Source organism: Micromonospora sp. HM134, assembly GCF_007833915.1.
GTDB classification, from domain to species: Bacteria; Actinomycetota; Actinomycetes; order Mycobacteriales; family Micromonosporaceae; genus Micromonospora; species Micromonospora wenchangensis.
In genome coordinates this window covers 722,293-744,822 of the sequence record NZ_CP041061.1, presented here as the reverse complement: position 1 = coordinate 744,822, position 22,530 = coordinate 722,293, and the positions used below count along the sequence as shown (strand labels likewise).

Genomic DNA, 22,530 nt, shown 5'->3' with positions numbered 1-22,530 from the left:
TGGAGGCGATGGACACCGCGGAGCAGCAGGCGCAACGGATCACCTGGAGCGTCGGCGCTGTGGTCGGGGTCGTGCTGCTGGTGCTGCTCTGCCTACTCTGCTCCCGGGCGCTGTTCTGACCGCTGCCGGACGGCAGGGCAAATCCGACGAGACCGCCGACGGACGAGACCCCGACCCACCCGGGTCACCGGTCAGAAGGTGTTGCTCCACACCGAGGCGGCGCCGCTGTCCCCGGTGAGATAGACGTACACCAGGGCGAACACCGCCAGCACCACGGTGATCGCGGTCAGCACCCAGGTCGTCCAGGCGGGCAGGTCCGGGGTACGCACCCGGGTGCTGGTCACCGCCAGCAGCAGCAACGCCGCCACGGCCAGGCCGATGGTGAACCATTGCAGCGTCTCGCCGTACTCGGAATGCTCGTGGATCTTGGCGAGCAGTTCGGGCGAGTAGCCCTTCGCCCGCAGCGCCGCCTCGAACGCCTCCCCCGACTCGGTCGCCACCCAGGCGAGGACCGGGGTGACCACGGCCAGGATGGCCACCGCCCAGTCGAGGCGGGGCCGCCAGCGCGGCATCAGGCCGTACGCGCTGGCCAGCAGCGCGAGCAGTGGCACGAAGACCACCACGGCGTGGACCACCAGGACGTGACCTGGCAGACCGTTGATCTCCTTGAACACCGACACCTCCGAGCGTGGAATGCGGGTTGCGGCAGTCAGCGTACGTCGCGGCCTGCCCCGTAGGCGTACACGCGGCGTCGAACGTTCCGGTTCACCGCACGCCGCCGGCCACCCCGGCCCCCTCCCGACGGCGGGCGGCACGACGCCGGACGTGGCACTGTTGACTGGTGGACAGCGACGATCTCGGCCTCTTCGGTCCCGGTTCGGTCACCTGGAAGGTGCACGACGAGCCGATCCTGATCGTCGCCGGCCTGCGTTCCCTCTACCTCCAGACCCTGCACCCCCGGGCGATGGCCGGGGTGGCCCAGAACAGCAACTACCGGTCGGACGCCTGGGGGCGGCTGGTCCGCACCGGCACGTACATCGACACGGTGAACTACGGCACCACCGCCGAGGCCGAGCAGGCCGGCCGGCGGTTGCGGGCCCGGCACGCCCGGCTGCGCGCCACCGACCTGTTCACCGGGGAGCAGTTCCGGATCGACGAGCCGGACCTGCTGCGCTGGGTGCACGTCACCGAGGTCGAGTCGTTCGTGAGCACCGCCCGGCGGGCCGGTCTGTCGCTGACCGATACCGAGGTCGACGGGTACTACGCCGAGCAGCGGCGGGCCGCCGCGCTGGTGGGACTGGACCCGGCCGGGGTGCCGGGCAGCGCCGCCGAGGTGGCCGACTACTACCGGGCGGTCCGGCCCGAGCTGCGGATGACGAAGGAGGCGGCGGAGACGGCCCTGTTCCTGACCGCCCCGCCGATCCCGTGGAAGCTCAGCCGACCGGCCCGCCTGGGGCTGAGCCTGGGGCCGCCACGCTGGGCGTACTTCGGGGTGGCCGGCACGGCGCTCGCGCTGCTGCCGCCGTGGGCGCTGCGGCTCTACGGCGGCCTGGGGCTGCCCACCACCGCGCTGTCGGCCGACCTGAGCGTGCGGGCGCTGCGGCTGGCCCTGACGGCGCTGCCCCGCAACTGGCGGGAGAGCCCGATCCAGCAGGCGGCGAAGGACCGTGCCGCCCGCCTCACCGCCGCCGCCTGACCACCCCTGACCGGTCGCCCCGACGCGGGAGGCCGGTCAGTCGGTCACCGGAGCGGCGGGACGGTCGATCGCCGACCACGGCTCGCGGCCGGGGGTCTGCGCGCCGACCGGGCAGGTCCGGCGGTAGTCGCACCAGCCGCAGCGGGGCCCGGCGACGGCGGGGAACGCCTCGTCCGGGTCGGCCCCGTCGGTGACCGCCCGTTCGGCGGCCATGATGTCCCGGGCGGTGTCCTCGGCGCGGCTGAGCTGCCGGGCCAGCGACTCCTCGGTGTGGTCGTGCCCGGCGACGGTGCCGGTCGGCAGGTGGTGCAGCTCCACCCGCCGGCAGGGTCGACGGAACGTCCGCTCGGCGGCGTACGCGTAGAGGGCCAGCGCCTGCGAGCCGCGTGCGTCGTCGGCGTCCAGCCCGGTACGGCCGGTCTTGTAGTCGACGATGACCAGTTCGGGGCCGTCCGGGCCGGGGCGGGAGTCGATCCGGTCGGCCCGCCCGTTGAAGGCCAGCACGGCGGTCTTCACGGCGACCACCCGTTCCACGCCCAGCGGGTCGTCGCCGGGATCGAGGGTCGCGACGTAGCCCTCCAGCCAGCCCAGCGCCCGCTGGTAGGCCGCCCGTTCCTGCTCGTCGTCGCGGTAGCCCTCGCGGACCCAGGTGCCCTTGAGCAGGGCGGGCAACGCCTCGGGACGCCGCCGGTCGGCGGGCAGCGCATACCAGTTCTTCAGGGCGGTGTGCACGCTCGCGCCGAGCGAGTTGTGCGCCCACGGCGGGCCCTTCGGCGGGGCGGGCCGGTCCAGGTAGGCGTAGCGGTAGCGCCGGGGGCAGTCGGCGTACGCACCGAGTTTGCTGGGTGTGCAGGTGAAGAGCCGTTCGGGCATGCCGGCGAAGCCGAGTTGCTCGGGTTGGCCGGAGCGGGGCCGGGGGGTGCCGGCGGAAGAGGCTCGTCGCACCCCCGTGATCCTGCCAGCCCGGTACGACAGCCCGGCGGCGGCACGGCGGGCGGATCAGCCCATGTTCACGTACTGGGTGACGAAGGCCGCCACCGCGTCGGCGATGAGCTGCACGGCGATGGCGGCCAGCAGCAGGCCGGCGATCCGGGTCAGCACCTCGATGCCGCCCGGCCGGAGGATCTTGACGATGCCGCCGGAGAACCGCAGCACGACCCAGACCGCCAGCATCACCGCGACGATCGCGGCGGCGATCGCCGAGACCTGCCCGACGCCGTCGGCCTGCTGCACGAAGAGCATGGTCGCCACGATCGCGCCGGGACCGGCCAGCAGCGGGGTGCCCAGCGGCACCAGGGCGATGTTGGAGGTGACCTGCTGGCTGGGGTCGTCGGCCTTGCCGGTGAGCAGTTCCAGCGCCACCAGGATCAGCAGCAGCCCACCGGCGGCCTGCAACGCCGGCAGGTCGACGTGCAGATAGGCGAGGAGGGTCTGGCCGGCGACGGCGAAGACCACGATGACCCCGAGCGCCAACGCGACCGCCTGCCAGGCGGCCCGGTTGCGGTCACGGGCCGGCAGCGGGCCGGTCAGGGCGAGGAAGATCGGCATCATGCCCGGCGGGTCGACGATGACCAGCAGGGTCACGAAGACCTCACCGAAGAGCTTGAGATCCACCGGACGAGGGTAGCGGTGCCGCTGGCAGGCGAAACGCGGATCACCCGGAAGCGACGCCGGTCACTCCGGAGGCCGCCGCGACGATCCGCTCGTACGCCTCCACGGCGGTGGTGTGCGCGCCCAGCCGGACGGTCTTGTGGCTGCCGTGGAAGTCCGACGAGCCGGTGACCAGCAGGCCCAGGTCGGTGGCGAGCCGCCGGACGTGCGCCGCCTCGGCGGGCGTGTGGTCCTCGTGGTCGGCCTCCAGGCCGGCCAGCCCCGCGTCGGCCAGCTCGGCGATCAGCTCGTCGGGGACGATCCGCCCCCGCCGGCTGGCCCGGGGGTGGGCGAACACCGGCACGCCGCCGGCCGCCCGCACCAGGGCGACGGCCCGGAACACGTCGATGTCCTCCTTGGGCAGCCGGTACCGCTGCCCCAGCCACTCCCGGCCGAACGCCTCGGTGGTGGTGGCGACCAGGCCGGCCCGGATCAGCGCGGCGGCGATGTGCGGGCGGCCGACCGTGCCCCCGTCGGCGGCGGCCATGATCTCCGGCCAGCTCACGTCGATCCCGTCGGCGCGCAGCAGCTCGACGATCCGTTCCCCGCGCGCCTCGCGGGCCTGCCGTACCCGGGCCAGCTCGGCGACCAGCTCGGGGTGCTCCGGGTCGAACAGGTACGCCAGCAGGTGCAGCGGGAGCGCCGGTTCCGCACCCTGCCAGCGGCAGGACAGCTCCGCGCCCCGCACGAGGCTGAGCCCGGCCGGCAACGCGTCGGCCGCCGCTGCCCACCCGGCGGTGGTGTCGTGGTCGGTGATCGCCACCACGTCCAACCCGGCGTCGGCGGCGGCCCGGACCAGTTCGGCGGGGCCCAGCGTGCCGTCGCTGGCGGTGGAGTGGGCGTGCAGGTCGATCAACGGGCGCGCGGGCATGATCCCGACGCTACCCGGCGGGTCACCCCGGGTCGGTTCCGGTCACCAGCACCGGCCGGACGCCGTCACCGACCCCGGCGACCGGGGTCGAGGTGGCCGGCTGGCCCGCCAGCGCCTCGTCGGGGCGCAGCCGGACCAGTGCGCCGTTCCGGTCGACGTACGCCGCCGTCCGGGTGTCCGTCCAGGTCACCACGCCGTCGATCACCGGGCCGACGGTCCGCGACGGCGGGGCGGTGTCGGCCAGGTCGACCAGGACGGCGCCGTCGACCCCGGCGAGCCGGCCGTTGACCAGCAGCCAGCGCCCGTCGGGGGAGACCGCACCCCGACCGTCGGCGGCGGGCGTCGGCGCGCACCGGGTGGTGGTCGGGGTCAGGTCGGGGGCGAGCACGGCCAGGCAGCTCCGGGCCCCGGCGCGTACCCGGGCGACCAGCCGGCCGTCCGGCATGACCCCGTAGACGTCGAGGACGTCCGGGGCGACGGGCCCGGGTGACCCGCCCGGCGTCGGCCGCCACCACCGGTGTCCGCCTGCGGAACCGGCCCGCAGCAGCACCCGGTCGCCGACGAACCGGACCGGCACCGCGTCGGCGGGCGGGCCGGCCACGAGGGCGACGAGCTGACCGGCGACGATTCCGGCGGCGAAGAGCCGGCCGTCGTCACGCCAGGCCACCTGCCGGCCGTCGGGCGACAGGGCGATCTCGTCCGCCCCGGCGAGCAACGCCCGGGGCTCACCGCCGGCGGGCACCACCCAGAGAGTACGGCCGGCTGCGGTGACCGCCCCGGTCAGCAGCCAGCCACCGTGTTCGGGCAGCCGTTGCGCACGTTCGACCGGCCCGACGCCCAGGTCGTACCGCTGCCCGGCGACGGTGACCAGGGTGCCGGCGACGATCAGGTCGACCCCGCCGTCGGTCGACGGCTGCGGCGGGGCGGGTGCGACCGGCCCGGCGGACAGGCTGGCCACCCCGCGCGGGTCGCCGAGCACCACGGTCGGCGTGGTGGGGCGGTCCGCCTGGCCGCCGAGCTGGGTCATCCCCCCGGTGACCAGGGCGGTCGCCACGCCGGCCAGGGCGAGTCCGGCGACGGTACGCCGTCGCCGCGCCCGACGGGCCCGCCCGAGCGCCGTCCCGGCCGGGTCGACGGGCAGCCGGTGCGGCACGGCGACCCGCTGGGCGAGGGTCTCCCGGAGCGCCTGCTCCAGCGGCTCGTCGTGCGTCACGGCGAATGGACGCTCGGGGGCACCGGTCTGGTTGTCCGTCCGGGGTGAGGAGGGTTTCATCGGCTCTCCGCAGCGAGCGCGGTGGTCGGGTTCGGTCGGGTGCCCGCGCCGACCGGCTGGGCCGTCGCCGGGTCGGCGCCGGTCCCGGCGGGTGCCGCTCCCGGCGGGGAGGCCCCGGCCCGGGTGGGCGGCCCACCGGCGGGGGTGCGGGCGGGTGGCGGGCGGTCGGAGGCGGGCAGCGCCCCGGCGTGCTCCGCGGCGGGCGGCCTGGTCTCCGCCACCGGTGGACCGGCGCGTCGGGCGGCCCGCCGCCCCCGCCGGCCGGGGTCCGGCCCGGCGCGGGTGTCGGGGTGCCGCCGGTGGCCCGGTCGGGCGACGGCGTACGGGCGGCGAGGGAGGGCCGGGCGGTGGTGGCCGGGCGGGCCGTCGGGGCGGCCGGGGCGGGACGGCCGGTCGGGTCGGCGGCGAGGTCGGGCAGCCCTTCGGCGGCGAGCCGGCGGCGCAGGGTGTTCAGGGCGCGTGACGTCTGGCTCTTCACCGTGCCCGGGGAGATCTCCAGCAGGGCCGCCGTCTGGGCCTCCGACAGGTCCTCGTAGTAGCGCAGCACCAGCACCGCCCGCTGCCGGGCCGGCAACCTGCGCAGGTGCCGCCAGAGGGCGTCCCGGTCGAGCTGCTGCTCGATCTCGTCCACCCCGGCCCGCTCGGGCAGCACCTCGGTGGGGCGCTCACCGTGCCATCGACGCCGCCACCAACTGGTGGACGTGTTGACCATCACCCGCCGGGCGTACGGCTCGACCGCCTCGATCCCGCCCAACCGCCGCCAGGCCAGGTACGTCTTGGTCAGCGCGGTCTGGAGCAGGTCCTCGGCGGTGGCCCAGTCCCCGGCGAGCAGGTACGCGGTACGCAGCAGGGCGCCGGAGCGCGCCGCGACGAAGTCGCGGAACTCGTCCTCCAGCGGATCCCGGTCGGCCACCGCTCACCTCCGCACCCCGTCCTGCCTGGCAGGCTGTCACGCCGGACAGGGTCCGGTCGACGGCGAAAGGTGGGCAGTTCGCCCGACGGACGGACGAAACCGATCAGGCGCCGTCGTCGGCCTTCGCCTCGTCGGCCTCCTTGCCCAACCGGGCCTCGACCGCCTGCGGCTCGTACATCTCCTCCACGACCCGCAGGTAGAGCTCGTTCGGGTTGGGCAGGTTCTTGATCTCACGCAGCGCCTGCTCCTGACCGGCGGACTCCAGCACGAAGGTGCCGTAGTTGAGGGCCCGACCGGTGGGGGTCTGCTCGTACTTCATGTCGGTGACCCGGGCCAGCGGCATCATGGCGACCTTGCGGGTGACGATGCCGTTGACCACCATGACCCGCTTGTTGGTCAGGATGAACCGGTCGTACCACCAGTCGGCGACCTTCCACGCGACCCAGCCCATCACCGCGAACCAGAGCAGCACGGCGATGGTGGTGAGGGCGCCGACGTCCTGCCCGGCGAGGAAGCCGGAGAGGTAGCCGAGGACGAAGGTGGCCGCCACGCCGACGACGATCGGGGTGGCGAGGTGGATCCAGTGCCGCTTCCACTCGCCCCGGTAGCGCTCGGTGGGGAAGAGGTAGCGGGCGACCAGAGAACTGGGCTCGTCCTCCAGGGGGAGCACCCGGCGGGGTGTCATGCCCTGGGCGTCGGACCGTAGGCCGGCCAGTTCCTCTTCGGAGATGACCGGCTGCTGGTAGCCCGCCTCCGGGTCACGGACCCAGGTCCGCCCCTGTCCGCCGAATCCCGGGGCGTCGCCGTAGCCGGCGTCGTCCGAGAAGGACGGTCCACCGGCGGGTCCCGCCCCGGACCCGTAGGCCGGCCCGTCGTCGGGTCGGTACCTCGGGATCGGCTCGGTGTCCCGCTCCCGGCGGTCCCGGCCGGGATCGTCCGGGTCGAACGGGGGTCCGGAGGGGCTGCCCATCGGCGGTTAAGCGACGAGGCTCGTGAAGAAGTCGCCGAAGCCCTGGGCGATGTCCACGATGCCACCGCCGAGCGACTTGAAGACGTCCGCTGCCGAGTTTGGCCGGTAGGCAACGAAGAAGATCAAGAATGCGATACCGGCCCAGGTGAGGACCTTCTTGACCATAGCGGGCCATCCTCTCGCGCGGCGCCGGGTCCGTTTACCGCAGCGGCACCCAGAGTATCAGCATGATGTCGTAGCGTGAATATCTGCGTCCCATCTCCGACTCGCCCGGGAGGCCGTCAAGCCCCTCCGTGCAGGTACGGGGACGGAGCGCCGTACACGAGCTCGGGCGGAGTCCACTCGGTGAGGTCGTGCAGGACGACATCTTCCGCGAGGAGGTGACCCGCGCTCGCCGGCCAGGCTATCGCATGGAGCCACATTCCCCGAGCCTCACCGGCGTACGCGCTTCGATCCGTGGCCGAATTGATTAACCACAGTGGAGTCGGGTGGCCGCCGACCCTGATCCGCGCCGGCTCGACATGCTCGGGGTGACCAGGGCCGGGACCGGGCCCGGCCAGCACCTCCGTCAACTCTGGACCGGGGTCCGGGCCGGCTACCCCGGCGAACCGGGTGCCCAATCCCACTCCCGGCTCCTCGGCCACCAGGACCAGTTCGGCCGGTCCGCCACCGAGCGGCGCCGGCCCGGCGCACGCGACGGCCGTGGCGCGGACGCCACCGGCCTCGTCACCGGCCCAGGCCACCCCGGTCACCGTCCAGCCGGACGGCAGCGGCCACGGGCACCACAGCGGCAGCGCGGGCCGCTGCGGGTCGCTCTCGGCCGCGACCCGGCCCACCACGCTCGCCACGATGTCGGCGTCGATGTGCTCGGGCACGTGCAGCGGGGCCACCGGTCCGCACCGGACGCAACGCGACTCACCGTGCATCAGGTCCGGTGGGCGCACCTGACCCGCACACCTCGGACAACTCACCACGACACTCACATCCCCACCGTGGCCCGGCGACGCGCCCCCGTCAAGCCGCCTCCACGGACGTGCCCTCCCTTTCCCCACCTCAGCACCCGTACGGCGATTTCCTGCGGCCGGCCTCCGCCCCCGGTGGGGGTGCCGGCCCGACACGGGCCGGGGAAGGTCAGGCGGGCGGGGCGGCGGCGTGGGCGCGCACCCAGGCGTGCATGGCGATGCCGCTGGCCACCCCGGCGTTGATCGACCGGGTCGAGCCGTACTGGGCGATCGAGAAGAGCTGGTCGCAGGCGGTGCGGGCGGCGGCGGACAGCCCCGGCCCCTCCTGGCCGAAGAGCAGCACGCAGCGCCGGGGCAGGGTGGTGGTCTCCAGCGGCCGGGAACCGGGCAGGTTGTCGATGCCGACCACCGGCAGCTCCCGTCCGGCGGCCCAGCCGACGAACTCCTCGATGGTCGGATGGTGCCGGACGTGCTGGTACCGGTCGGTGACCATGGCGCCCCGGCGGTTCCACCGGCGCAGCCCGACGATGTGCACCTCGGCGGCGAGGAAGGCGTTGGCGTTGCGGACCACCGTGCCGATGTTGAAGTCGTGCTGCCAGTTCTCGATGGCCACGTGGAAGTCGTGCCGCCGGGCGTCCAGGTCGGCCACGACGGCCTCCCGCCGCCAGTAGCGGTAGCGGTCCACCACGTTGCGCCGGTCGCCGGCGGCGAGCAGCTCCGGGTCGTAGCGCGGGTCGTCCGGCGGGTCGCCCGGCCACGGTCCGACACCCACGTCGAGCTGGTCCTCGGTCACGGTTCCAAGAGGGTACGGCCGCCGCCGCGACCCTCGCACCCCACCCCGGCCGGTGTCGTCCGGGGCGCGCCCCCGGGTCCACCGGGCAGTACCGCCCTCACCGCCCGCGCAGGCCCAGCGCGTCGCCGAGGCGTTCCAGGAACCGCCGGTCGGTGGGGTCGGGGGCACCGGTCCGGCAGACCCGGACCGCCACCGACTCCACCCACTGCCGGTACGCGGCGGAGTCCGCGGGGTCGGCCCGTCGGCGCAGCACCCGGACGGCGGCCCGGCAGGCCGGCGGCAGGTCCCCGGGGCCGGCGGGCCCGCCGACCGGAGCGGTCGCGCCGTCGTGCCGGGCGTAGATCGCGGCGACCACGGCGCGGACGAGGTCACTGTCGGAGGCCCGGCCGGCGGCGACGGCGTCCAGTCCGACGAGGCCGGCGGTTACGTCCCGGGGCGGGCGGCCGGGGCCCGGCGAGGCGGCGGCCACCAGCACCCGACCGGGCAGTGTGGTGAGCAGTTCCCACTCGGTGGCGGAGTAGACGGCGGTGGTCAGCGGTGCGGCACGCCGTCCGGCAGAGGGCGGCTCTCCGGCGAGGGAGTGGCTCATCAGGACCTCCGCCGCCAGCATAAGCCCGCCGGACGGGTGACGGGCCCGTCCCGGCGCGATCCGCGCCCGCCCGGCCGCCGGTGTCGCGGTCCGGGTGCCCGCGCGTCGCCGTCGACGGGCAGCAGTGAGTACGACTCGACGCGCCTTACCGCTGGTTAAGGAGACACCGGGCGGCGGGTGACAGGGAAATGTCACTCCCGGGCCCACCCGGGGGGAGACGCAATGAGCGGCGGGGCCCTCCCCGGCACCCGCCGCCCACGCTCTGATGTCGAAGATTCTGCCCCACCACGACGATGAACGAACAGAGACGGAGGTCACATTTATCTTTTCGTAACAATACACAGAGTCACTAACGATCAACGAGAGAGCGATCTCCGCAGGTGAAGTAGTACCTTGTCAGGCGACAAGTTGGCGCATGTTGGCTGCTCCGGGCGGCGATCTCCCTGGAAACGCTCCCATCACGGGCCGTCACGCAAATGCGTCATGCAAGTGCAGTCCGCACGCGCGCATCGACAGATGCAGCTCGATGAGCATGATCGGGGCTCCGGCCCGGACCGGTTTCGGCGCGTCCCACCCGGGAATTTGCCGGGGTAGGACCTGGTTCTACGGGACGGAAAAAGCAATCCGCGCTGATCGGAGAGTCCAATGGCAACCGTTGAGCTGACCACGGCCAACTTCGACGAGGTGACCGAGAGCAGCGGCATCGTGCTGGTCGACTTCTGGGCCGAGTGGTGTGGCCCGTGCAAGCGGTTCGCCCCGGTCTACGAGCGCTCGTCGGAGAAGCACCCCGACATCACCTTCGGCAAGGTCGACACCGAGGCGCAGCAGGAGCTGGGCGCCAAGTTCGACATCCGCTCGATCCCGACGATCATGGCGATCCGGGACGGCGTGATCGTCTTCGCCCAGCCCGGCGCGCTGCCCGAGTCGGCCCTGGAGAACCTGATCGAGCAGGTCCAGGCCCTGGACATGGACGACGTCCGCAAGCAGCTCGCCAACCACCAGCACTGAGCGCCGACGCCGGCGGTCGGGCCCCACGGCCCGGCCGCCGGCGTTTCACTTGCGCCATGCTCGCACACATGTTCGAATGAACGGCATGCGCTGGGACCACCTCTCCGCTCCCCCGGACGAGGAGCGTCCCGACCGGGCAGCGCCAGCGACGCCACCCCTGCCGCTGGCGCTGCCCGGCGCGGTCACCCGCACGTTCGACACCCCCGACTTCGCCGGCATGACCTTCTACGAGGTACAGGCCAAGTCGATCATCAACCGGGTGCCGGGCGGGTCGCAGGTGCCGTTCAGCTGGACGATCAACCCGTACCGGGGCTGCACCCACGCCTGCGTCTACTGCTTCGCCCGCAACTCGCACACCTACCTCGACCTCGACGCGGGAGCGGACTTCGACCGCAAGGTGATCGTCAAGGTCAACGCCGGGGAGCTGGTCCGCCGTGAGCTGGCCGCTCCGCGCTGGCGGGGCGCGGCCATCGCGATGGGCACCAACGTCGACTGCTACCAGCGGGCCGAGGGCCGCTACCGGCTGCTGCCGCCGATCATCACGGCGCTGCGGGACTTCGCCAACCCGTTCTCGATCCTCACCAAGGGCACCCTGATCCTGCGCGACCTGCCGCTGCTGCGCCAGGCCGCCGAGGTCACCCGGGTCAGCCTGTCGTTCTCGGTGGCCTTCGTCGACGAGGCGCTGTGGCGGGCGGTGGAGCCGGGCACCCCGAGCCCGCGCCGCCGGCTCGACGCGGTCCGCCGGCTCACCGACGCCGGCTTCGAGGTGGGGGTGCTGATGGCGCCGATCCTGCCCGGCCTCTGCGACGACGACGCGTCGATCGACGCCACCCTCGCCGCCATCGCCGCCGCCGGTGCCACCAGCGTCACCCCGCTGGCCCTGCACCTGCGCCCCGGCGCCCGCCAGTGGTACGCGCACTGGCTGGGCCGCGAGTTCCCGCACCTGGTCCCCCGCTACCGCGAGTTGTACCGGTCCGGGGCCTACCCGCCGCAGGCGTACCAGCGGGAGCTGACCGCCCGGGTGCGGATCGCGGCCCGCCGGCACGGCCTGCACCGGGGCGAGCCCGGCGACACCCGTCGGGTGCCGGCCGCACCGCCCGCACCCGCCCCCGAACAGCTCGCCCTGCTGTGAGCGGGCCGGTCGGGCGCGGCGGCGGAAGCACGCCACACCCCGGTCCCCCGCACCGACCCCGGCGGCCGGGCCGGTCCCGCCCGCCCGCAATCGGGCTAGGCTCGGCGGATGCGGACCGCACAGCAGCTTCTCGCCGACTCCGCCGTGATCGCCGTCGTGGGCGCGTCCCGCGACCCGGGCAAGGCCGCGCACCGGGTGCCGGCGCAGATGCAGCGGTACGGCTGGCGGATCATCCCGGTCAACCCGACCGTGGACGAGTTGTTCGGTGAACGGGCCTACCCGTCGCTCGCCGACATTCCGCACCCGGTGGACCTGGTGAACGTCTTCCGCCCGGCCCGGGACGCCGTCGAGGTGGCACGGCAGGCGGCGGCGATCGGTGCGCCGGCGGTCTGGCTCCAGCTCGGCATCGTCTCCGCCGAGGCGCGGCGGATCGCCGAGGCGGCCGGCATGGACTACGTCGAGGACCGCTGCCTGATCGTCGAGCGGGCCGCCGCCGGCCTCTCCCGGCTGCCCTGACCGGTCCCCGACCCGCCCCGACGAGGTGACCCGGCGTCAACCGGGTGAAAAGCCGCGCCGCCGGCCGGTAGCGTCCGCCGGAGAGAGGCCACTGACCTGCGGCGGAGGGCGGGCACCGTGAGTACGCCACCGGGGGAGCCGGAGCAGCCACCGTCACCGTACGAGCCACCCCACCGGCCGCCCGACGAGCCGGCCACCCCGCCCGTCCCGCCGGACGGACCGTGGAGCCCGACGGAGCCCGAGCCGTCGGCGTGGGCCCAACCGCCCGAGCCGTCACCCTGGGCTCAGCCGACCGAGCCGTCGGCCCAGGCCCGCCCACCGGAGTCGGGTCGGGCCGGTGAGTCCCCGGGCGGCGGCCAGCCGGGCGGGTCAGCCCCACCCTCCGGGTCGCCCGGCTGGACCGGGCCGCCGTCGGGCGAGCAGCCGGCGGGCACGCCGCCGGGCGGGCCAGCGGCGTGGGAGCAGCCACCGTCGTGGGGGCAGCCGCCGGGCGACCAGCAGTGGGGCTACCCACCACCCGGGCCGTACGGGCCACCGGGTGTCGGCGGGACCAACGTGATGGCGATCCTGTCCCTGGTGTTCGCCTTCGTCTTCGCCCCGGCCGGCATCGTCCTCGGCCACCTGGCGAAACGGCAGATCCGGCGTACCGGCGAGGACGGCGACCAGCTCGCCACCTGGGGGCTGGTCCTCAGCTACGCGTTCACCGCGATCGGGGTGCTGGTCTGCTGCGGCTGGCTCGCCCTCGTCGTGGTGGCCGGCGTCGGCAGCAGCAGCGGCACCGGTTACTGATCAGCGGAACTGCGCCTCCCGGACGCTGTTACCGCCGTCCACCACCAGCATCTGCCCCGTGATGTACGACGCCGCGGGCGAGCAGAGGAAGCTGATCGCGGCGGCCACCTCGTCGGGGGTGCCGGGACGGCCGACCGGGGTGCCGAGCCCCTGCTTGATCTCCGCCATCGTGGAGGCCGCCGTGTAGATGGTGCCGGGGGCCACCGCGTTCACCGTCACCCCGTCGGCGATCATCTCCATCGCCAGGGCCCGGGTCAGCCCGACCACCCCCGCCTTGGCCGCCGCGTACGCCGCCTCCGTGGGCAGGGCGTTGACCGGCCCGGCGGTGGCCGAGAGGTTGACGATCCGCCCCCAGCCCCGCTCGGCCATCCCACTGATGAAGGCCCGACTGCACAGGAACGCGGTGGTCAGGTTCCGGTCGATCTCGCCGCGCCACTCGTCGTAGCTGAGCTGGGCCACCGGGCGGAGCACCTCGGGGCTGGCCCGGCTGGCCAGGCCGGCGTTGTTGACCAGCACCTCGACGTCACCGAGCTGCTCGGCGACCGCGTCGGCGAGCGCGCCGACCTCGGACTCGTCGGTCAGGTCGGCGACGAAACCGGTCACGCCCAGCTCACCGGCCCGCTCGTGGATACGCCGGGTGGTGGAGACGATCGCCACCCGGGCGCCCAGGTCGGCCAGTCGGCGGGCGGTGGCGTACCCGATGCCGTCGGCGCTGCCCGCGCCGGTGACCAGGGCGACCCGGCCGTCCAGCCGCATGGTCACCGGGTCCGGCAGCGGCACCGGTTCGTCCTGGCCGGGTTGGCTGCCACCGGTGGTGGCGCGGGTGCGCCGGGCCAGGCCGGGGCGGCTCACGTCCCGCCTCGGTCGGCTGCCGGATCGGTCGGCCCCACGCGCGTCGATAGCCATGCCGGCATCCTGCCCGCTCGACCGGACGGGGGCAACGAGCCACCACGGGGCCGACCTCGCCACTGTGCGGTCCTGGCTACCCTGACGGCGCACCTACATGCGACGGAGAAGATCAGATGACCTACCCCCCGCCCTCCGACGGCTGGTCGGACCCGGCCTGGTCGGCGCAGCAACCCGACCCGACACTGCAGGCCAGTGGCCCGCCCATGTCCGCCCCACCGGTCGGCAAGGACCCGTACGCCCCGGCCGACCCGTACGCGGGCGCGCCGCACATCCCCGCCCAGGCCGCCCCGGTCGACCCGTACGCCGCCGCTGCCGCCTACCCGCAGCCCGTCGGCTACCCGCAGCCGATGGGGTACGCCGGTTACGGCGGTTACCAGCCCCCGCCGCCGCAGAACGGCCTCGCCATCGCCTCGATGATCGTCTCGATCATCGGTGCGATCGGGCTGTGCGGCTACGGGCTCGGCGGCTACGTCGGCCTCATCGGCGCGATCCTCGGCCACGTGGCCCGGCGGCAGATCCGGGAGCGGGGGGAGGGCGGTGCGGGCTTCGCCACCGCCGGCATCGTCGTCGGGTGGATCTCCACCGTCATCGCGGTGCTGGCCACCATCGCCATGGTGGTCTTCTTCGTCTGGCTGGCCAACCAGGAGTCGACGACCGGCTACGGCACCTCGTACTGAGCGGTGGGGCCGCCCCGGGCACCCTGGGCGGCCCACCCGGTCACCCGCACGTGACGAGAACCCGACGACCCCCGTGAACGTGGTGACGCCACGGTAACCTCGTGCCGTGACCGGGGTGGATGGACCTGTGGAAGACGTCACCGGGCGGCGGACCGTGGTGGTGACCGGGGCCAGTTCGGGCATCGGCCTGGCCGCCGCGGTGGCACTGGCCCGGCGCGGCGACCGGGTGGCGCTCGTCGGCCGGGATCCGGCCCGCCTCCAGGCCGCCGGCGACCGGGTACGCGAGGCGTCCGGCGAACGCCCCGAACTGTTCCGCGCCGACTTCGCCGTGCTCGACGACGTACGCGGGCTCGCCGAGCGGCTGCGGGCGGCGTACGACCGGATCGACGTGCTGGCGAACAACGCCGGGGCGATCGTGTTGGAGCCGCTCACCACTGTCGACGGGTTCGAGCTGTCGATCCAGGCCAACCACCTGGCCCCGTTCCTGCTGAGCAACCTGCTGGTCGACCGGGTCGGCCGGCTGGTGGTGACCGCCTCCGGCGCGCACCGCAGCGGGACCCTCGACCCGGACGACCTCAACGCCGCGCTACGCCGCTACCGGCCGATCCGTGCGTACGGCACCAGCAAGCAGGCCAACATCCTGTTCGCCGCCGAGGCCGCCCGGCGCTGGCCCGACATCCCGGCGTACTCGTTCCACCCGGGGGTGGTGCGGACCCGGTTCGGCGCGGACAGCCGGCTGGTCGCCCTCGGCATGCGGGTGATGCCGTTCCGCAGCCCGGAGAAGGGCGCGGAGACGCTCGTCTGGCTCGCCAACCAGCCGGCGTCCCGGCTGGTCGACGGCGGCTACTACGCCGACCGGCGACTGCGCCGGCCCTGGCCGCGAGCCGCCGACCCGGCGCTCGCCGCGCGCCTCTGGGCCGCCAGCGCCGCCGCCGTCGGCATCACCGCCTGACCCGACCGGAGTCACCGGGGCCGTGCTAGTCGACGACGTGGACCGGAATACTGGTCACCACCACCCCGGGCAGCGCCCGCAACGCCCGGCGCAGCCGTTGGCCGGTACGGCTGTGCAGCAGGCGGTGCCACGGCCGGCGCAGCACCACCTCCGGCACCACCACGGTCAGCACCAGTTCCGGCGCGGCGGCGTGCAGCGCCTCCAGGTAGTGCGCCAGCGGCCCGACCACCGCCCGGTACGGCGAGACGATCGTCTCCAGCCGGACGTGGTCCCCCCAGGCCCGCCACTGCTCCCGGAACCGGTCCGCCTCGGCGTCCTCCGGGGCGAGGTGCACCGCCAGCGTCGGCCGGCCCAGTGACACGGCGTACGCCAGGGCGCGCATCGAGGCGCGGTTGAGGCGTACCACCGGGACCACCACCAGGTGGCGCAGCTCCTGCGGCACCTCCTCGCCCTCGACGGGCCTGCCCGCCGGTGCGCCGGACGGTCCGGCGGCGGGTTCCGGCGGCCCGGCGGCGGGTCCGCAGGCGGCGGCCGGCGGGGCGGGGACGGGAGTTGGAGGACGCAGGGCCAGGGCGGCGTGCAGGGTGCGGTAGTGCCGGTGGATCCGGGCGAAGAGCAGCACCAGCAGCGGTACGGCGACCACCACCACCCAGGCGCCCTCGGTGAACTTCGCCACCGCCGCGGTGAGCAGCACCAGACCGGACAGGGCCGCGCCGACGCCGTTGACCGCCGCCCGCCGCCGCCAGCCACCGCCCCGGTGCCGCCGCCAGTGCACCACCATGCCGCTCTGCGACAGGGTGAAGGCGAGGAACACCCCCACCGCGTACAACGGGATCAGTTTCTCGGTGTGACCGCCGAACGCGACGAACACGACGACCGCCGTCCCGGCCAGCGCGACCAGGCCGTTGCCGAACGCCAGCCGGTCGCCCAGGTGCAGGAAGCGGCGGGGGGCGTGACCGGCGCGGGCCATGAAGAACAGCAGCCGGGGAAAGTCGTTGAACGCGGTGTTCGCCGCCAGCAGCAGGATCAGCGCGGTGGTCACCTGGACGACGGCGTACCACGGGCCGGTGGGGAAGGTGAGCCGGGCGAGTTGGGACAGCAGCGTCTCGTCGGGGCGGGGCACCAGGCCGGCCAGGTGGATCAGCAGGGTCAGCCCGGCGAAGAGGACCACCAGCATCGCCACCATCCACGCCAGCGTGGTCCGCGCGTTGCGCCACTCCGGCGCACGGAACGCGGGGACCGCGTTGGAGACCGCCTCGATGCCGGTCATCGACACCGCCCCGGAAGCGAACGCCCGCAGCACCAGCAGCAGCCCCAGCCCCTCCGTCGCCGGCACCACCGGCGGGGCCACCGGCGCGAAACCCCGGCCCGCCGCCCGCAGGTAGCCGACCACGAGCAACCCGAGCACGGCGGCCACGAAGGCGTACGTCGGCAGGACGAAGAGGTTGCCGGCGGCGCGTACCCCGCGCAGGTTGCCGGCGAGCAGCAGCAGGATCACCAGCACCCCGAGCGGCACGGCGAACGGCGTCAGCCCCGGCAGCGCCGAGGTGATCGCGTGCACGCCCGCCGCGATCGACACCGACACGGTCAGCACGTAGTCGAGCATCAGCCCGGCGGCGGCGGTCAGCCCCGCGCCGACCCCCAGGTTGTCCCCCGCCACCAGGTACGACCCGGCCCCGTGCGGGTACGCCGGGATGGTCTGCCGGTACGAGACCCCGACGGCGACCATCAGCAGCACCAGCCCGGCCGACAGGGGCAGCGCCAGGCCCAACGCCCCGCTGCCGGCCAGCACCAGCACGGTCAGCAGCGCCTCCGGCCCGTACGCGACCGAGCTGAGCAGGTCGGAGGAGAGCACCGGCAGGGCCACCAGTTTGCGCATCCGCTCGTGCAGCACGGCCGCGCTGGCCAGCGGCGGGCCGAGGAACACCCGGCGGACCCGGCCCAGCCGGCGGCCGAGGGGGGAGTGCGGCTGGTCGGCCGGTTCGGCGGCGACCAGCCCGTCCCGCCCGCCCGCCGGGCCCGGCGCCGGCCGGAACAGCGCGATCGGGGCCAGCCGGCTGAACCGGCCCGGGGTGGGACGGTTCCGGTAGCGGTCCAGGGTCGGGTCGACCGGCAGGGTGGGTGGCGCATCGACCCGCCAGTGCGCGCCGACCCGGCGCAGGGTGTCCACCTCGGCCGGGTCCAGCGGCGGGAACTCGGCCGACGGGGTGACCACGGTGCCGCTGCGGTCGTCGTCCGCGCTGCGCCCCGCCATCGCCCCACCTCCCCCCGCACTCTCACGTGCGGACGGGACCCGTGCCCGCCGTTCGGGCGGATTCGCGACGAACGGACCCACCGGCGGGCGACCTGGCCGGGCGGTCAGGGCAACCGCGCAGGTGGTCAGGGTGCCGGTGGGGCGGCGTCGGCGGGCAGCGCGGCCGGGGCGGCACGCCGGCCCGTACGGGCACCGCCAAGCACCACCACGACCACCCCGGCGAGCAGCAGCGCCAACCCGGGCAGCGCGTACGGGCGGGGCAACTGCCCCAGCCAGGCCCAGGCGATCAGCGCCGCACCGGGGGCCTCCAGCAGGATCAGCACGCTGATCGTGGTCGCCGACACCCGGCGCAGCGCGTGGTTGAACATCGAGTGGCCGAGCAGTTGGGCCCCCACCACCAGCCCGACGATCGCCAGCCAGGTGCTGGCGCCCCAGCCGTGCAGCCGTACCCCGGTGACCAGGCAGACCAGCAGCAGGATCGCCGCGCACACCCCGTAGCAGATGGTGGTGTAGGTGGTGGTGCTGATGGTGGCGCGGGCGCGTTCACCGAACGCGGTGTAGACGGCGGCGAACATCCCGCCGACCACCGCGAGCAGGTCACCGGCGAAGGCCCGGCCGGAGACGCCGACGTCCGCGCCGGTCGCCAGCACCGCGCCGGTCACCGCCACCCCGATGCCGACCCAGACGGGGTACGACAGCCGCCGGCCCTGCCACCGGGCGATCAGCCCCTGCCAGACCGGTTGGGTGGCGCCCAGCGCGGTGGCCGCCGCGACCGAGGTGAGCTTGGCGCTCGGCATCCAGGTGGCGAAGTGCGCGGCCAGCGCCACCCCGGACAGCACGCAGTACCAGCCTTCCCGGCGGCCCGCCCCCACGGTCAGGGCACGCAGTTCGGCCCGGCGGCGGGCCAGCGTGAACGGGGCGAGCACGGTGACCGCGAGCAGGTTCCGCCAGCACGCCACGGCCAGCGCCGGTGCCGCCGCGAAGGCGATCAGCGGGGCCGACGACGAGACCGAGGCGACGGCGAGCACGAGGACGCCGACGGTGAGCGGGTCGACGGGCGGACGCGGCGGCGGTGGGGCGGAGGACACGGTGGGTCATCCTCACACGGGCGGCGGCGGCCACACCGCGCCGGGCCGCAGGTCAGCGGCGGCGGACCCGGTGCAGGCGGAACGGCTTGCGGGTGGCCCGGACCACGGCCGCGCCCCGGGGCTCGGCGGCCAGCGAGGTGTCCGGCAGGGCGTCCCCGGCGTCCGGCGCGCCGTCCGGGACGAGCCGGGTCAGCGCGCAGCCGTCGGCCGCCCAGCGGGCCACCAGGTCGGCGGTCGGGCCGGAGGCGTTGAGCCGCTTCGCCGCCACCAGCGGGGCGGAGGTCTCCCACTGCGGGCTGCCCGGGGCGAGCCGGGTCACCCGGGCCGGCCAGGTCACGATGCGCCCGCCGTGGTCGCCGCGCAGGGTCACCCGGGCCGTGGCGGCGTCGGCCAGCCCCGGCGCGGTCTGCTCCCCCGGCCCGCTGACCACGAACAACGACCCCTCCAGGGGTACGCACCACAGCGCGACCGCCGGCCCGTCGCCGATCCCCACCCAGGCCACGGCCGCCTTCTTGATCGCCTCGTCGACCAGTGGCGTCGACCGGGAGGCGTCCACCTCGTCCGTCACACCCGCATCCTCTCGCAGCTCCCACCCGGTCGGCACCCGACTGCCGTCGCCGGCCCGGACGGGGGCGACGGTAGCCCGGTCACCCGACGAACGGCGGCACCAGGATCTCGCCCCGGGCGACCGGCATCACCTGGCCGGTCACGGTCGTGCCGACCGCCGTCCCGTCCTCGGCGGTCACCGTGCAGGCCAGGGCGGACGGGCGGCCGATCTCCGCGCCCTGCCGGACGGCGTAATCGCTGCGGCCGGTGCCGGGGAGCAGACCGCTGGCGACCAGCCACACCCCCAGCCCGAGGGCGGCCGAACCGGTGGCCGGGTCCTCGGGCACGCCGAGCCCCGGCACGAAGACCCGGGCGTGGGCGGTACGCGTGTCGGCGTCCCAGGAGAAGACGCTGACGTGCTCCACCCCGTACCGCTGGGCGGCCACCGTGTTGACCCGGGCCCGGGCCACCGCGTCGGGGTGCACCGGCAGGTAGGGGAACTCCAGCCCGCAGCCGGCCACCCGGGGGGCCGGGCCGGCGTGGTCGGCGGCGGTGAGCCCGGCCATCTCCAGCAGCGGTTCCGGGTCGAGTTCCGGCCCGAGGGTGGGGGTGCCGCCGGTCAGGGTGGCGCCGGTCGCGGTCACCTCGATCGGCAGCACCCCGGCGTGGCACTCCTGGCTGACCGACCCGGCGGGGAACAGGCCACGGCGGCTGGCGGTGACCGCCGCGCCGACGCTGGGGTGACCGGCGAAGGGCAACTCCCCGGTCGGGGTGAAGATCCGGGCCCGGTAGGTGGCGCCCACCTGGGTCGGCGGCAGCACGAACACCGTCTCCGACAGGTTGAACTCCATCGCCAGCACCTGCATCTGCTCGGTGGCCAGCGCTTCGGCGCCGAACACCACGGCCAAGGGGTTGCCGGCGAACGGGCGGTCGGTGAAGACGTCCACGATCTCGTAGGCCAGGGTCGACATGGTGATAAACATTAGGCGCTTAGGCTGGTGGCCGTGAGCACGCCGAACCGGGTCTACATCGCTCGACTCGCCGGAGTCGCCGTCTTCGACCCGAACGGCGACCAGGTGGGGCGGGTCCGCGACGCCGTGGCCCGGATCCGGCCGACCCAGCGCCCGCCCGAGGTGGTGGGTCTGGTGGCCGAGATGCCGATGCGCCGCCGTATCTTCCTGTCCATCAACCGGATCACCTCCATCGACGCCGACGCGATCGTGCTCGGCAGCGGCACCCTCAACCTGCGCCGCTTCTCCAAACGCCCCAACGAGCTGCTCGTCCTCCAGGAACTGCTGGACCGGCGGGTGCAGCTCGAACCGGGCGGCCAGCCCGGCGCGGTCGTCGACGTGGCGATGGAGTGCAGCCGGGGCGGCGAGTGGTCGCTGTCCCGGGTCGCCGTCCGCGAGCAGTCCAGCCGGTTGACCCGCCGTGGCCACCTGCACCAGGTGGACTGGGACCGGGTACGCGGGTTGAGTGGCATCGCCGACAACCGGGGTACGGCCAACCTGCTGGCCGTACTGGAGGACATGCGCCCCGCCGACCTGGCCAACGCGCTGCAGGATCTGCCCGACGCCCGGCGCAACGAGGTCGCGGCGGCCCTCGACGACGAACGTCTCGCCGACGTGCTCAGCGAGCTGCCCGAACGCGACCAGGTGGAGATTCTCGCCGCGCTGGACCGGGAACGGGCCGCCGACGTGCTGGAGGAGATGGACCCGGACGACGCCGCCGACCTGCTCAACGAGCTGCCCCCGCCGGAGCAGGACGTGCTGCTCGACCTGATGGAACCGGACGAGGCCGACCCGGTCCGCCAACTGCTCAAGTACACCTCCGGTACGGCGGGCAGCGTGATGACCTCCGAACCGGTGATCCTGCCGCCGGACGCCACGGTCGCCGAGGCGCTGGCCCGGATCAGGGAGGAGCAGCTCTCCCCGGCGATCGCCGCGCAGGTCTTCGTGACCCGCGCCCCGATGACCACCCCGACCGGCCGCTACCTGGGCATCGTGCACTTCCAGCGGCTGCTGCGCGAACCCCCGGCCGACCTGCTCGGCGGGGTGGTGATCAACGACATCGATCCGCTGCGGCCGACCACCCCGCTGCCGGAGATAACCCGCCGGATGGCCACCTACGACCTGGTCGCGATGCCGGTGGTCGACCGGAACAACCGGCTGGTCGGCGCGGTCACCGTCGACGACGTGCTCGACCACTCGCTGCCCCGGGACTGGCGGGACCGCGACGCCGTGTCCACCCCGGGCGCGGACGAGTCGACGGAGCTGCCCACAACGCCGATAGGCGGTGACACCGATGGCTGACCAGCGGCGGACCGAGCGGCTGGACCAGCCGCGCGAGCCCCGGGGCGTCAAGCTGCCCCGGTTCGACCCGGAGGCGTTCGGCCGCTGGTCGGAGGGGATCGCCCGGGGCATGGGCACGGCGAACTTCATCGTCTACATGACGGTGGTGATCGCGCTGTGGTTCGGCTGGAACACCCTGGCCCCGGCGGACCTGCGCTTCGACCCGTACACGTTCACGTTCCTGACCCTGGTGCTGTCGTTGCAGGCGTCGTACGCGGCCCCCCTGATCCTGCTCGCGCAGAACCGGCAGACCGACCGGGACCGGGTGGCGTTGGAGGAGGACCGTCGCCGGGCGACCATGCAGAAGGCGGACACCGAGTACCTGGCCCGGGAGGTGGCCGCGCTGCGGATCGCCCTGGGTGAGGTGGCGACCCGGGACTTCCTCCGTTCGGAGCTGGCCCGGCTGGCCGAGGAGCTGGACGCGGCGGCGCAGCGGCGGCAGAAACGGGAGTTGCGGCAGCCGGAACGGCCGCGCGGTGAGGGCCGGTCCGGCGGGGGTGAGCCGCCGCTCGACGAGCCGCGCGACGATCTCGACGGCGACTACGCCCGCGACGGTCACCGCCCGGACAGCTGAGCGGGCCGGGCACCCGT

General features: G+C 74.5%; 25 protein-coding genes and 1 pseudogene. 9 read left to right on the top strand and 17 right to left on the bottom strand.

Features of this window, described 5'->3' with window-relative positions:
• Window positions 1–191: 191 nt before the first annotated feature.
• A complete protein-coding gene (locus FJK98_RS03730) occupies window positions 192–674 on the bottom strand; it encodes a DUF2231 domain-containing protein (protein ID WP_145917772.1) in 483 nt (160 codons plus the stop codon).
• Between the two features lie 167 nt (window positions 675–841).
• Between FJK98_RS03730 and FJK98_RS03725 the strand changes: the two genes are divergently transcribed.
• Entirely contained in the window at window positions 842–1,696 is an 855-nt protein-coding gene (locus tag FJK98_RS03725; RefSeq protein WP_145917771.1) for an oxygenase MpaB family protein, read from the top strand.
• Window positions 1,697–1,732: 36 nt separating this feature from the next.
• Here FJK98_RS03725 and FJK98_RS03720 read toward each other — a convergent pair whose 3' ends face one another.
• The 11 genes and pseudogenes from FJK98_RS03720 to FJK98_RS03675 all read right to left on the bottom strand — a co-directional run bounded on the left by FJK98_RS03720 (window position 1,733) and on the right by FJK98_RS03675 (window position 9,738).
• The gene (locus FJK98_RS03720; protein ID WP_205789480.1) at window positions 1,733–2,569 is read right to left on the bottom strand and encodes a PD-(D/E)XK nuclease family protein; all 837 of its coding nucleotides are present in this window, start codon (window positions 2,567–2,569) and stop codon (window positions 1,733–1,735) included.
• 126 nt (window positions 2,570–2,695) lie between these two features.
• Window positions 2,696–3,310: a MarC family protein gene (locus FJK98_RS03715; RefSeq protein ID WP_145917769.1), complete on the bottom strand. Its 615-nt coding sequence runs from the start codon at window positions 3,308–3,310 to the stop codon at window positions 2,696–2,698.
• 40 nt (window positions 3,311–3,350) lie between these two features.
• On the bottom strand, window positions 3,351–4,217 hold the full coding sequence (locus tag FJK98_RS03710) for a PHP domain-containing protein (protein ID WP_145917768.1): 867 nt from the start codon (window positions 4,215–4,217) through the stop codon (window positions 3,351–3,353).
• 22 nt (window positions 4,218–4,239) lie between these two features.
• A complete protein-coding gene (locus FJK98_RS03705; protein WP_240762594.1) occupies window positions 4,240–5,430 on the bottom strand; it encodes a hypothetical protein in 1,191 nt (396 codons plus the stop codon).
• Between the two features lie 56 nt (window positions 5,431–5,486).
• Window positions 5,487–5,711, bottom strand: coding sequence for a hypothetical protein (locus tag FJK98_RS03700; RefSeq protein WP_145917766.1), 225 nt, complete (start codon window positions 5,709–5,711; stop codon window positions 5,487–5,489).
• A 266-nt stretch (window positions 5,712–5,977) separates the two neighbouring features.
• Window positions 5,978–6,403 (bottom strand): annotated as a pseudogene (locus tag FJK98_RS03695) (SigE family RNA polymerase sigma factor); the annotation flags it as partial.
• Between the two features lie 103 nt (window positions 6,404–6,506).
• Entirely contained in the window at window positions 6,507–7,373 is an 867-nt protein-coding gene (locus tag FJK98_RS03690; RefSeq protein WP_145917765.1) for a PH domain-containing protein, read from the bottom strand.
• A 6-nt stretch (window positions 7,374–7,379) separates the two neighbouring features.
• Window positions 7,380–7,538 (bottom strand): hypothetical protein, encoded by a 159-nt coding sequence (locus FJK98_RS33055; protein WP_165942702.1) that lies wholly within the window; start codon window positions 7,536–7,538, stop codon window positions 7,380–7,382.
• A gap of 116 nt (window positions 7,539–7,654) precedes the next feature.
• Window positions 7,655–8,299, bottom strand: coding sequence for a DUF6758 family protein (locus tag FJK98_RS03685; RefSeq protein ID WP_145922547.1), 645 nt, complete (start codon window positions 8,297–8,299; stop codon window positions 7,655–7,657).
• A 205-nt stretch (window positions 8,300–8,504) separates the two neighbouring features.
• A complete protein-coding gene (locus FJK98_RS03680; protein ID WP_145917764.1) occupies window positions 8,505–9,128 on the bottom strand; it encodes an RNA methyltransferase in 624 nt (207 codons plus the stop codon).
• A gap of 97 nt (window positions 9,129–9,225) precedes the next feature.
• Window positions 9,226–9,738, bottom strand: a complete 513-nt coding sequence (locus FJK98_RS03675) for a hypothetical protein (RefSeq protein WP_194823073.1) — start codon at window positions 9,736–9,738, stop codon at window positions 9,226–9,228.
• A gap of 624 nt (window positions 9,739–10,362) precedes the next feature.
• Here FJK98_RS03675 and trxA point away from each other — a divergent pair.
• The 4 genes from trxA (at window position 10,363) to FJK98_RS03655 (ending at window position 13,162) form a co-directional block, all read left to right on the top strand.
• Window positions 10,363–10,725, top strand: coding sequence for a thioredoxin (gene trxA / locus FJK98_RS03670; protein WP_088647038.1), 363 nt, complete (start codon window positions 10,363–10,365; stop codon window positions 10,723–10,725).
• Between the two features lie 85 nt (window positions 10,726–10,810).
• On the top strand, window positions 10,811–11,857 hold the full coding sequence (locus FJK98_RS03665) for an Rv2578c family radical SAM protein (protein WP_145917762.1): 1,047 nt from the start codon (window positions 10,811–10,813) through the stop codon (window positions 11,855–11,857).
• 108 nt (window positions 11,858–11,965) lie between these two features.
• Window positions 11,966–12,373, top strand: a complete 408-nt coding sequence (locus tag FJK98_RS03660) for a CoA-binding protein (protein WP_145917761.1) — start codon at window positions 11,966–11,968, stop codon at window positions 12,371–12,373.
• A gap of 117 nt (window positions 12,374–12,490) precedes the next feature.
• The gene (locus tag FJK98_RS03655; protein ID WP_145917760.1) at window positions 12,491–13,162 is read left to right on the top strand and encodes a DUF4190 domain-containing protein; all 672 of its coding nucleotides are present in this window, start codon (window positions 12,491–12,493) and stop codon (window positions 13,160–13,162) included.
• Here the strand turns inward: FJK98_RS03655 and FJK98_RS03650 are convergent, their stop codons facing one another.
• On the bottom strand, window positions 13,163–13,999 hold the full coding sequence (locus FJK98_RS03650) for an SDR family NAD(P)-dependent oxidoreductase (RefSeq protein ID WP_194823078.1): 837 nt from the start codon (window positions 13,997–13,999) through the stop codon (window positions 13,163–13,165). It abuts the gene before it with no gap.
• A gap of 185 nt (window positions 14,000–14,184) precedes the next feature.
• Here FJK98_RS03650 and FJK98_RS03645 point away from each other — a divergent pair, with 185 nt between their 5' ends.
• On the top strand, window positions 14,185–14,748 hold the full coding sequence (locus FJK98_RS03645; protein ID WP_145917759.1) for a DUF4190 domain-containing protein: 564 nt from the start codon (window positions 14,185–14,187) through the stop codon (window positions 14,746–14,748).
• A 127-nt stretch (window positions 14,749–14,875) separates the two neighbouring features.
• The gene (locus FJK98_RS03640) at window positions 14,876–15,700 is read left to right on the top strand and encodes an SDR family NAD(P)-dependent oxidoreductase (RefSeq protein ID WP_145922546.1); all 825 of its coding nucleotides are present in this window, start codon (window positions 14,876–14,878) and stop codon (window positions 15,698–15,700) included.
• A gap of 25 nt (window positions 15,701–15,725) precedes the next feature.
• On the opposite strand, the gene FJK98_RS03635 is transcribed toward FJK98_RS03640, so the two are convergent.
• From FJK98_RS03635 to FJK98_RS03620, 4 genes are all read right to left on the bottom strand, one after another.
• Window positions 15,726–17,954, bottom strand: a complete 2,229-nt coding sequence (locus FJK98_RS03635) for an APC family permease (protein ID WP_145917758.1) — start codon at window positions 17,952–17,954, stop codon at window positions 15,726–15,728.
• A gap of 125 nt (window positions 17,955–18,079) precedes the next feature.
• On the bottom strand, window positions 18,080–19,042 hold the full coding sequence (locus tag FJK98_RS03630) for a DMT family transporter (RefSeq protein ID WP_145917757.1): 963 nt from the start codon (window positions 19,040–19,042) through the stop codon (window positions 18,080–18,082).
• Between the two features lie 52 nt (window positions 19,043–19,094).
• Window positions 19,095–19,628, bottom strand: coding sequence for a hypothetical protein (locus FJK98_RS03625; RefSeq protein WP_228544217.1), 534 nt, complete (start codon window positions 19,626–19,628; stop codon window positions 19,095–19,097).
• A 61-nt stretch (window positions 19,629–19,689) separates the two neighbouring features.
• Window positions 19,690–20,559 carry a PhzF family phenazine biosynthesis protein gene (locus tag FJK98_RS03620; protein ID WP_145917755.1) on the bottom strand — a complete coding sequence of 290 codons (870 nt, stop codon included), beginning with the start codon at window positions 20,557–20,559 and terminating at the stop codon, window positions 19,690–19,692.
• Between the two features lie 33 nt (window positions 20,560–20,592).
• Here FJK98_RS03620 and FJK98_RS03615 point away from each other — a divergent pair, with 33 nt between their 5' ends.
• Window positions 20,593–21,900, top strand: coding sequence for a magnesium transporter MgtE N-terminal domain-containing protein (locus tag FJK98_RS03615; RefSeq protein ID WP_145917754.1), 1,308 nt, complete (start codon window positions 20,593–20,595; stop codon window positions 21,898–21,900).
• On the top strand, window positions 21,893–22,513 hold the full coding sequence (locus tag FJK98_RS03610; protein WP_145917753.1) for a DUF1003 domain-containing protein: 621 nt from the start codon (window positions 21,893–21,895) through the stop codon (window positions 22,511–22,513). Before FJK98_RS03615 ends, FJK98_RS03610 begins: the two co-directional genes overlap by 8 nt.
• Window positions 22,514–22,530: the final 17 nt, after the last annotated feature.

Excerpts from the sequence above, each read along its gene's own strand:
- FJK98_RS03685 (WP_145922547.1), bottom strand. The coding sequence starts at position 8,299 with ATGCACGGTGAGTCGCGTTGCGTCCGGTGCGGACCGGTGGCCCCGCTG.
- FJK98_RS03635 (WP_145917758.1), bottom strand. The coding sequence starts at position 17,954 with ATGGCGGGGCGCAGCGCGGACGACGACCGCAGCGGCACCGTGGTCACC.
- FJK98_RS33055 (WP_165942702.1), bottom strand. The coding sequence starts at position 7,538 with ATGGTCAAGAAGGTCCTCACCTGGGCCGGTATCGCATTCTTGATCTTC.
- FJK98_RS03710 (WP_145917768.1), bottom strand. The coding sequence starts at position 4,217 with ATGCCCGCGCGCCCGTTGATCGACCTGCACGCCCACTCCACCGCCAGC.
- FJK98_RS03660 (WP_145917761.1), top strand. The coding sequence starts at position 11,966 with ATGCGGACCGCACAGCAGCTTCTCGCCGACTCCGCCGTGATCGCCGTC.
- FJK98_RS03620 (WP_145917755.1), bottom strand. The coding sequence starts at position 20,559 with ATGTCGACCCTGGCCTACGAGATCGTGGACGTCTTCACCGACCGCCCG.
- FJK98_RS03690 (WP_145917765.1), bottom strand. The coding sequence starts at position 7,373 with ATGGGCAGCCCCTCCGGACCCCCGTTCGACCCGGACGATCCCGGCCGG.
- trxA (WP_088647038.1), top strand. The coding sequence starts at position 10,363 with ATGGCAACCGTTGAGCTGACCACGGCCAACTTCGACGAGGTGACCGAG.
- FJK98_RS03645 (WP_145917759.1), top strand. The coding sequence starts at position 14,185 with ATGACCTACCCCCCGCCCTCCGACGGCTGGTCGGACCCGGCCTGGTCG.
- FJK98_RS03675 (WP_194823073.1), bottom strand. The coding sequence starts at position 9,738 with ATGCTGGCGGCGGAGGTCCTGATGAGCCACTCCCTCGCCGGAGAGCCG.
- FJK98_RS03610 (WP_145917753.1), top strand. The coding sequence starts at position 21,893 with ATGGCTGACCAGCGGCGGACCGAGCGGCTGGACCAGCCGCGCGAGCCC.
- FJK98_RS03720 (WP_205789480.1), bottom strand. The coding sequence starts at position 2,569 with ATGCCCGAACGGCTCTTCACCTGCACACCCAGCAAACTCGGTGCGTAC.
- FJK98_RS03665 (WP_145917762.1), top strand. The coding sequence starts at position 10,811 with ATGCGCTGGGACCACCTCTCCGCTCCCCCGGACGAGGAGCGTCCCGAC.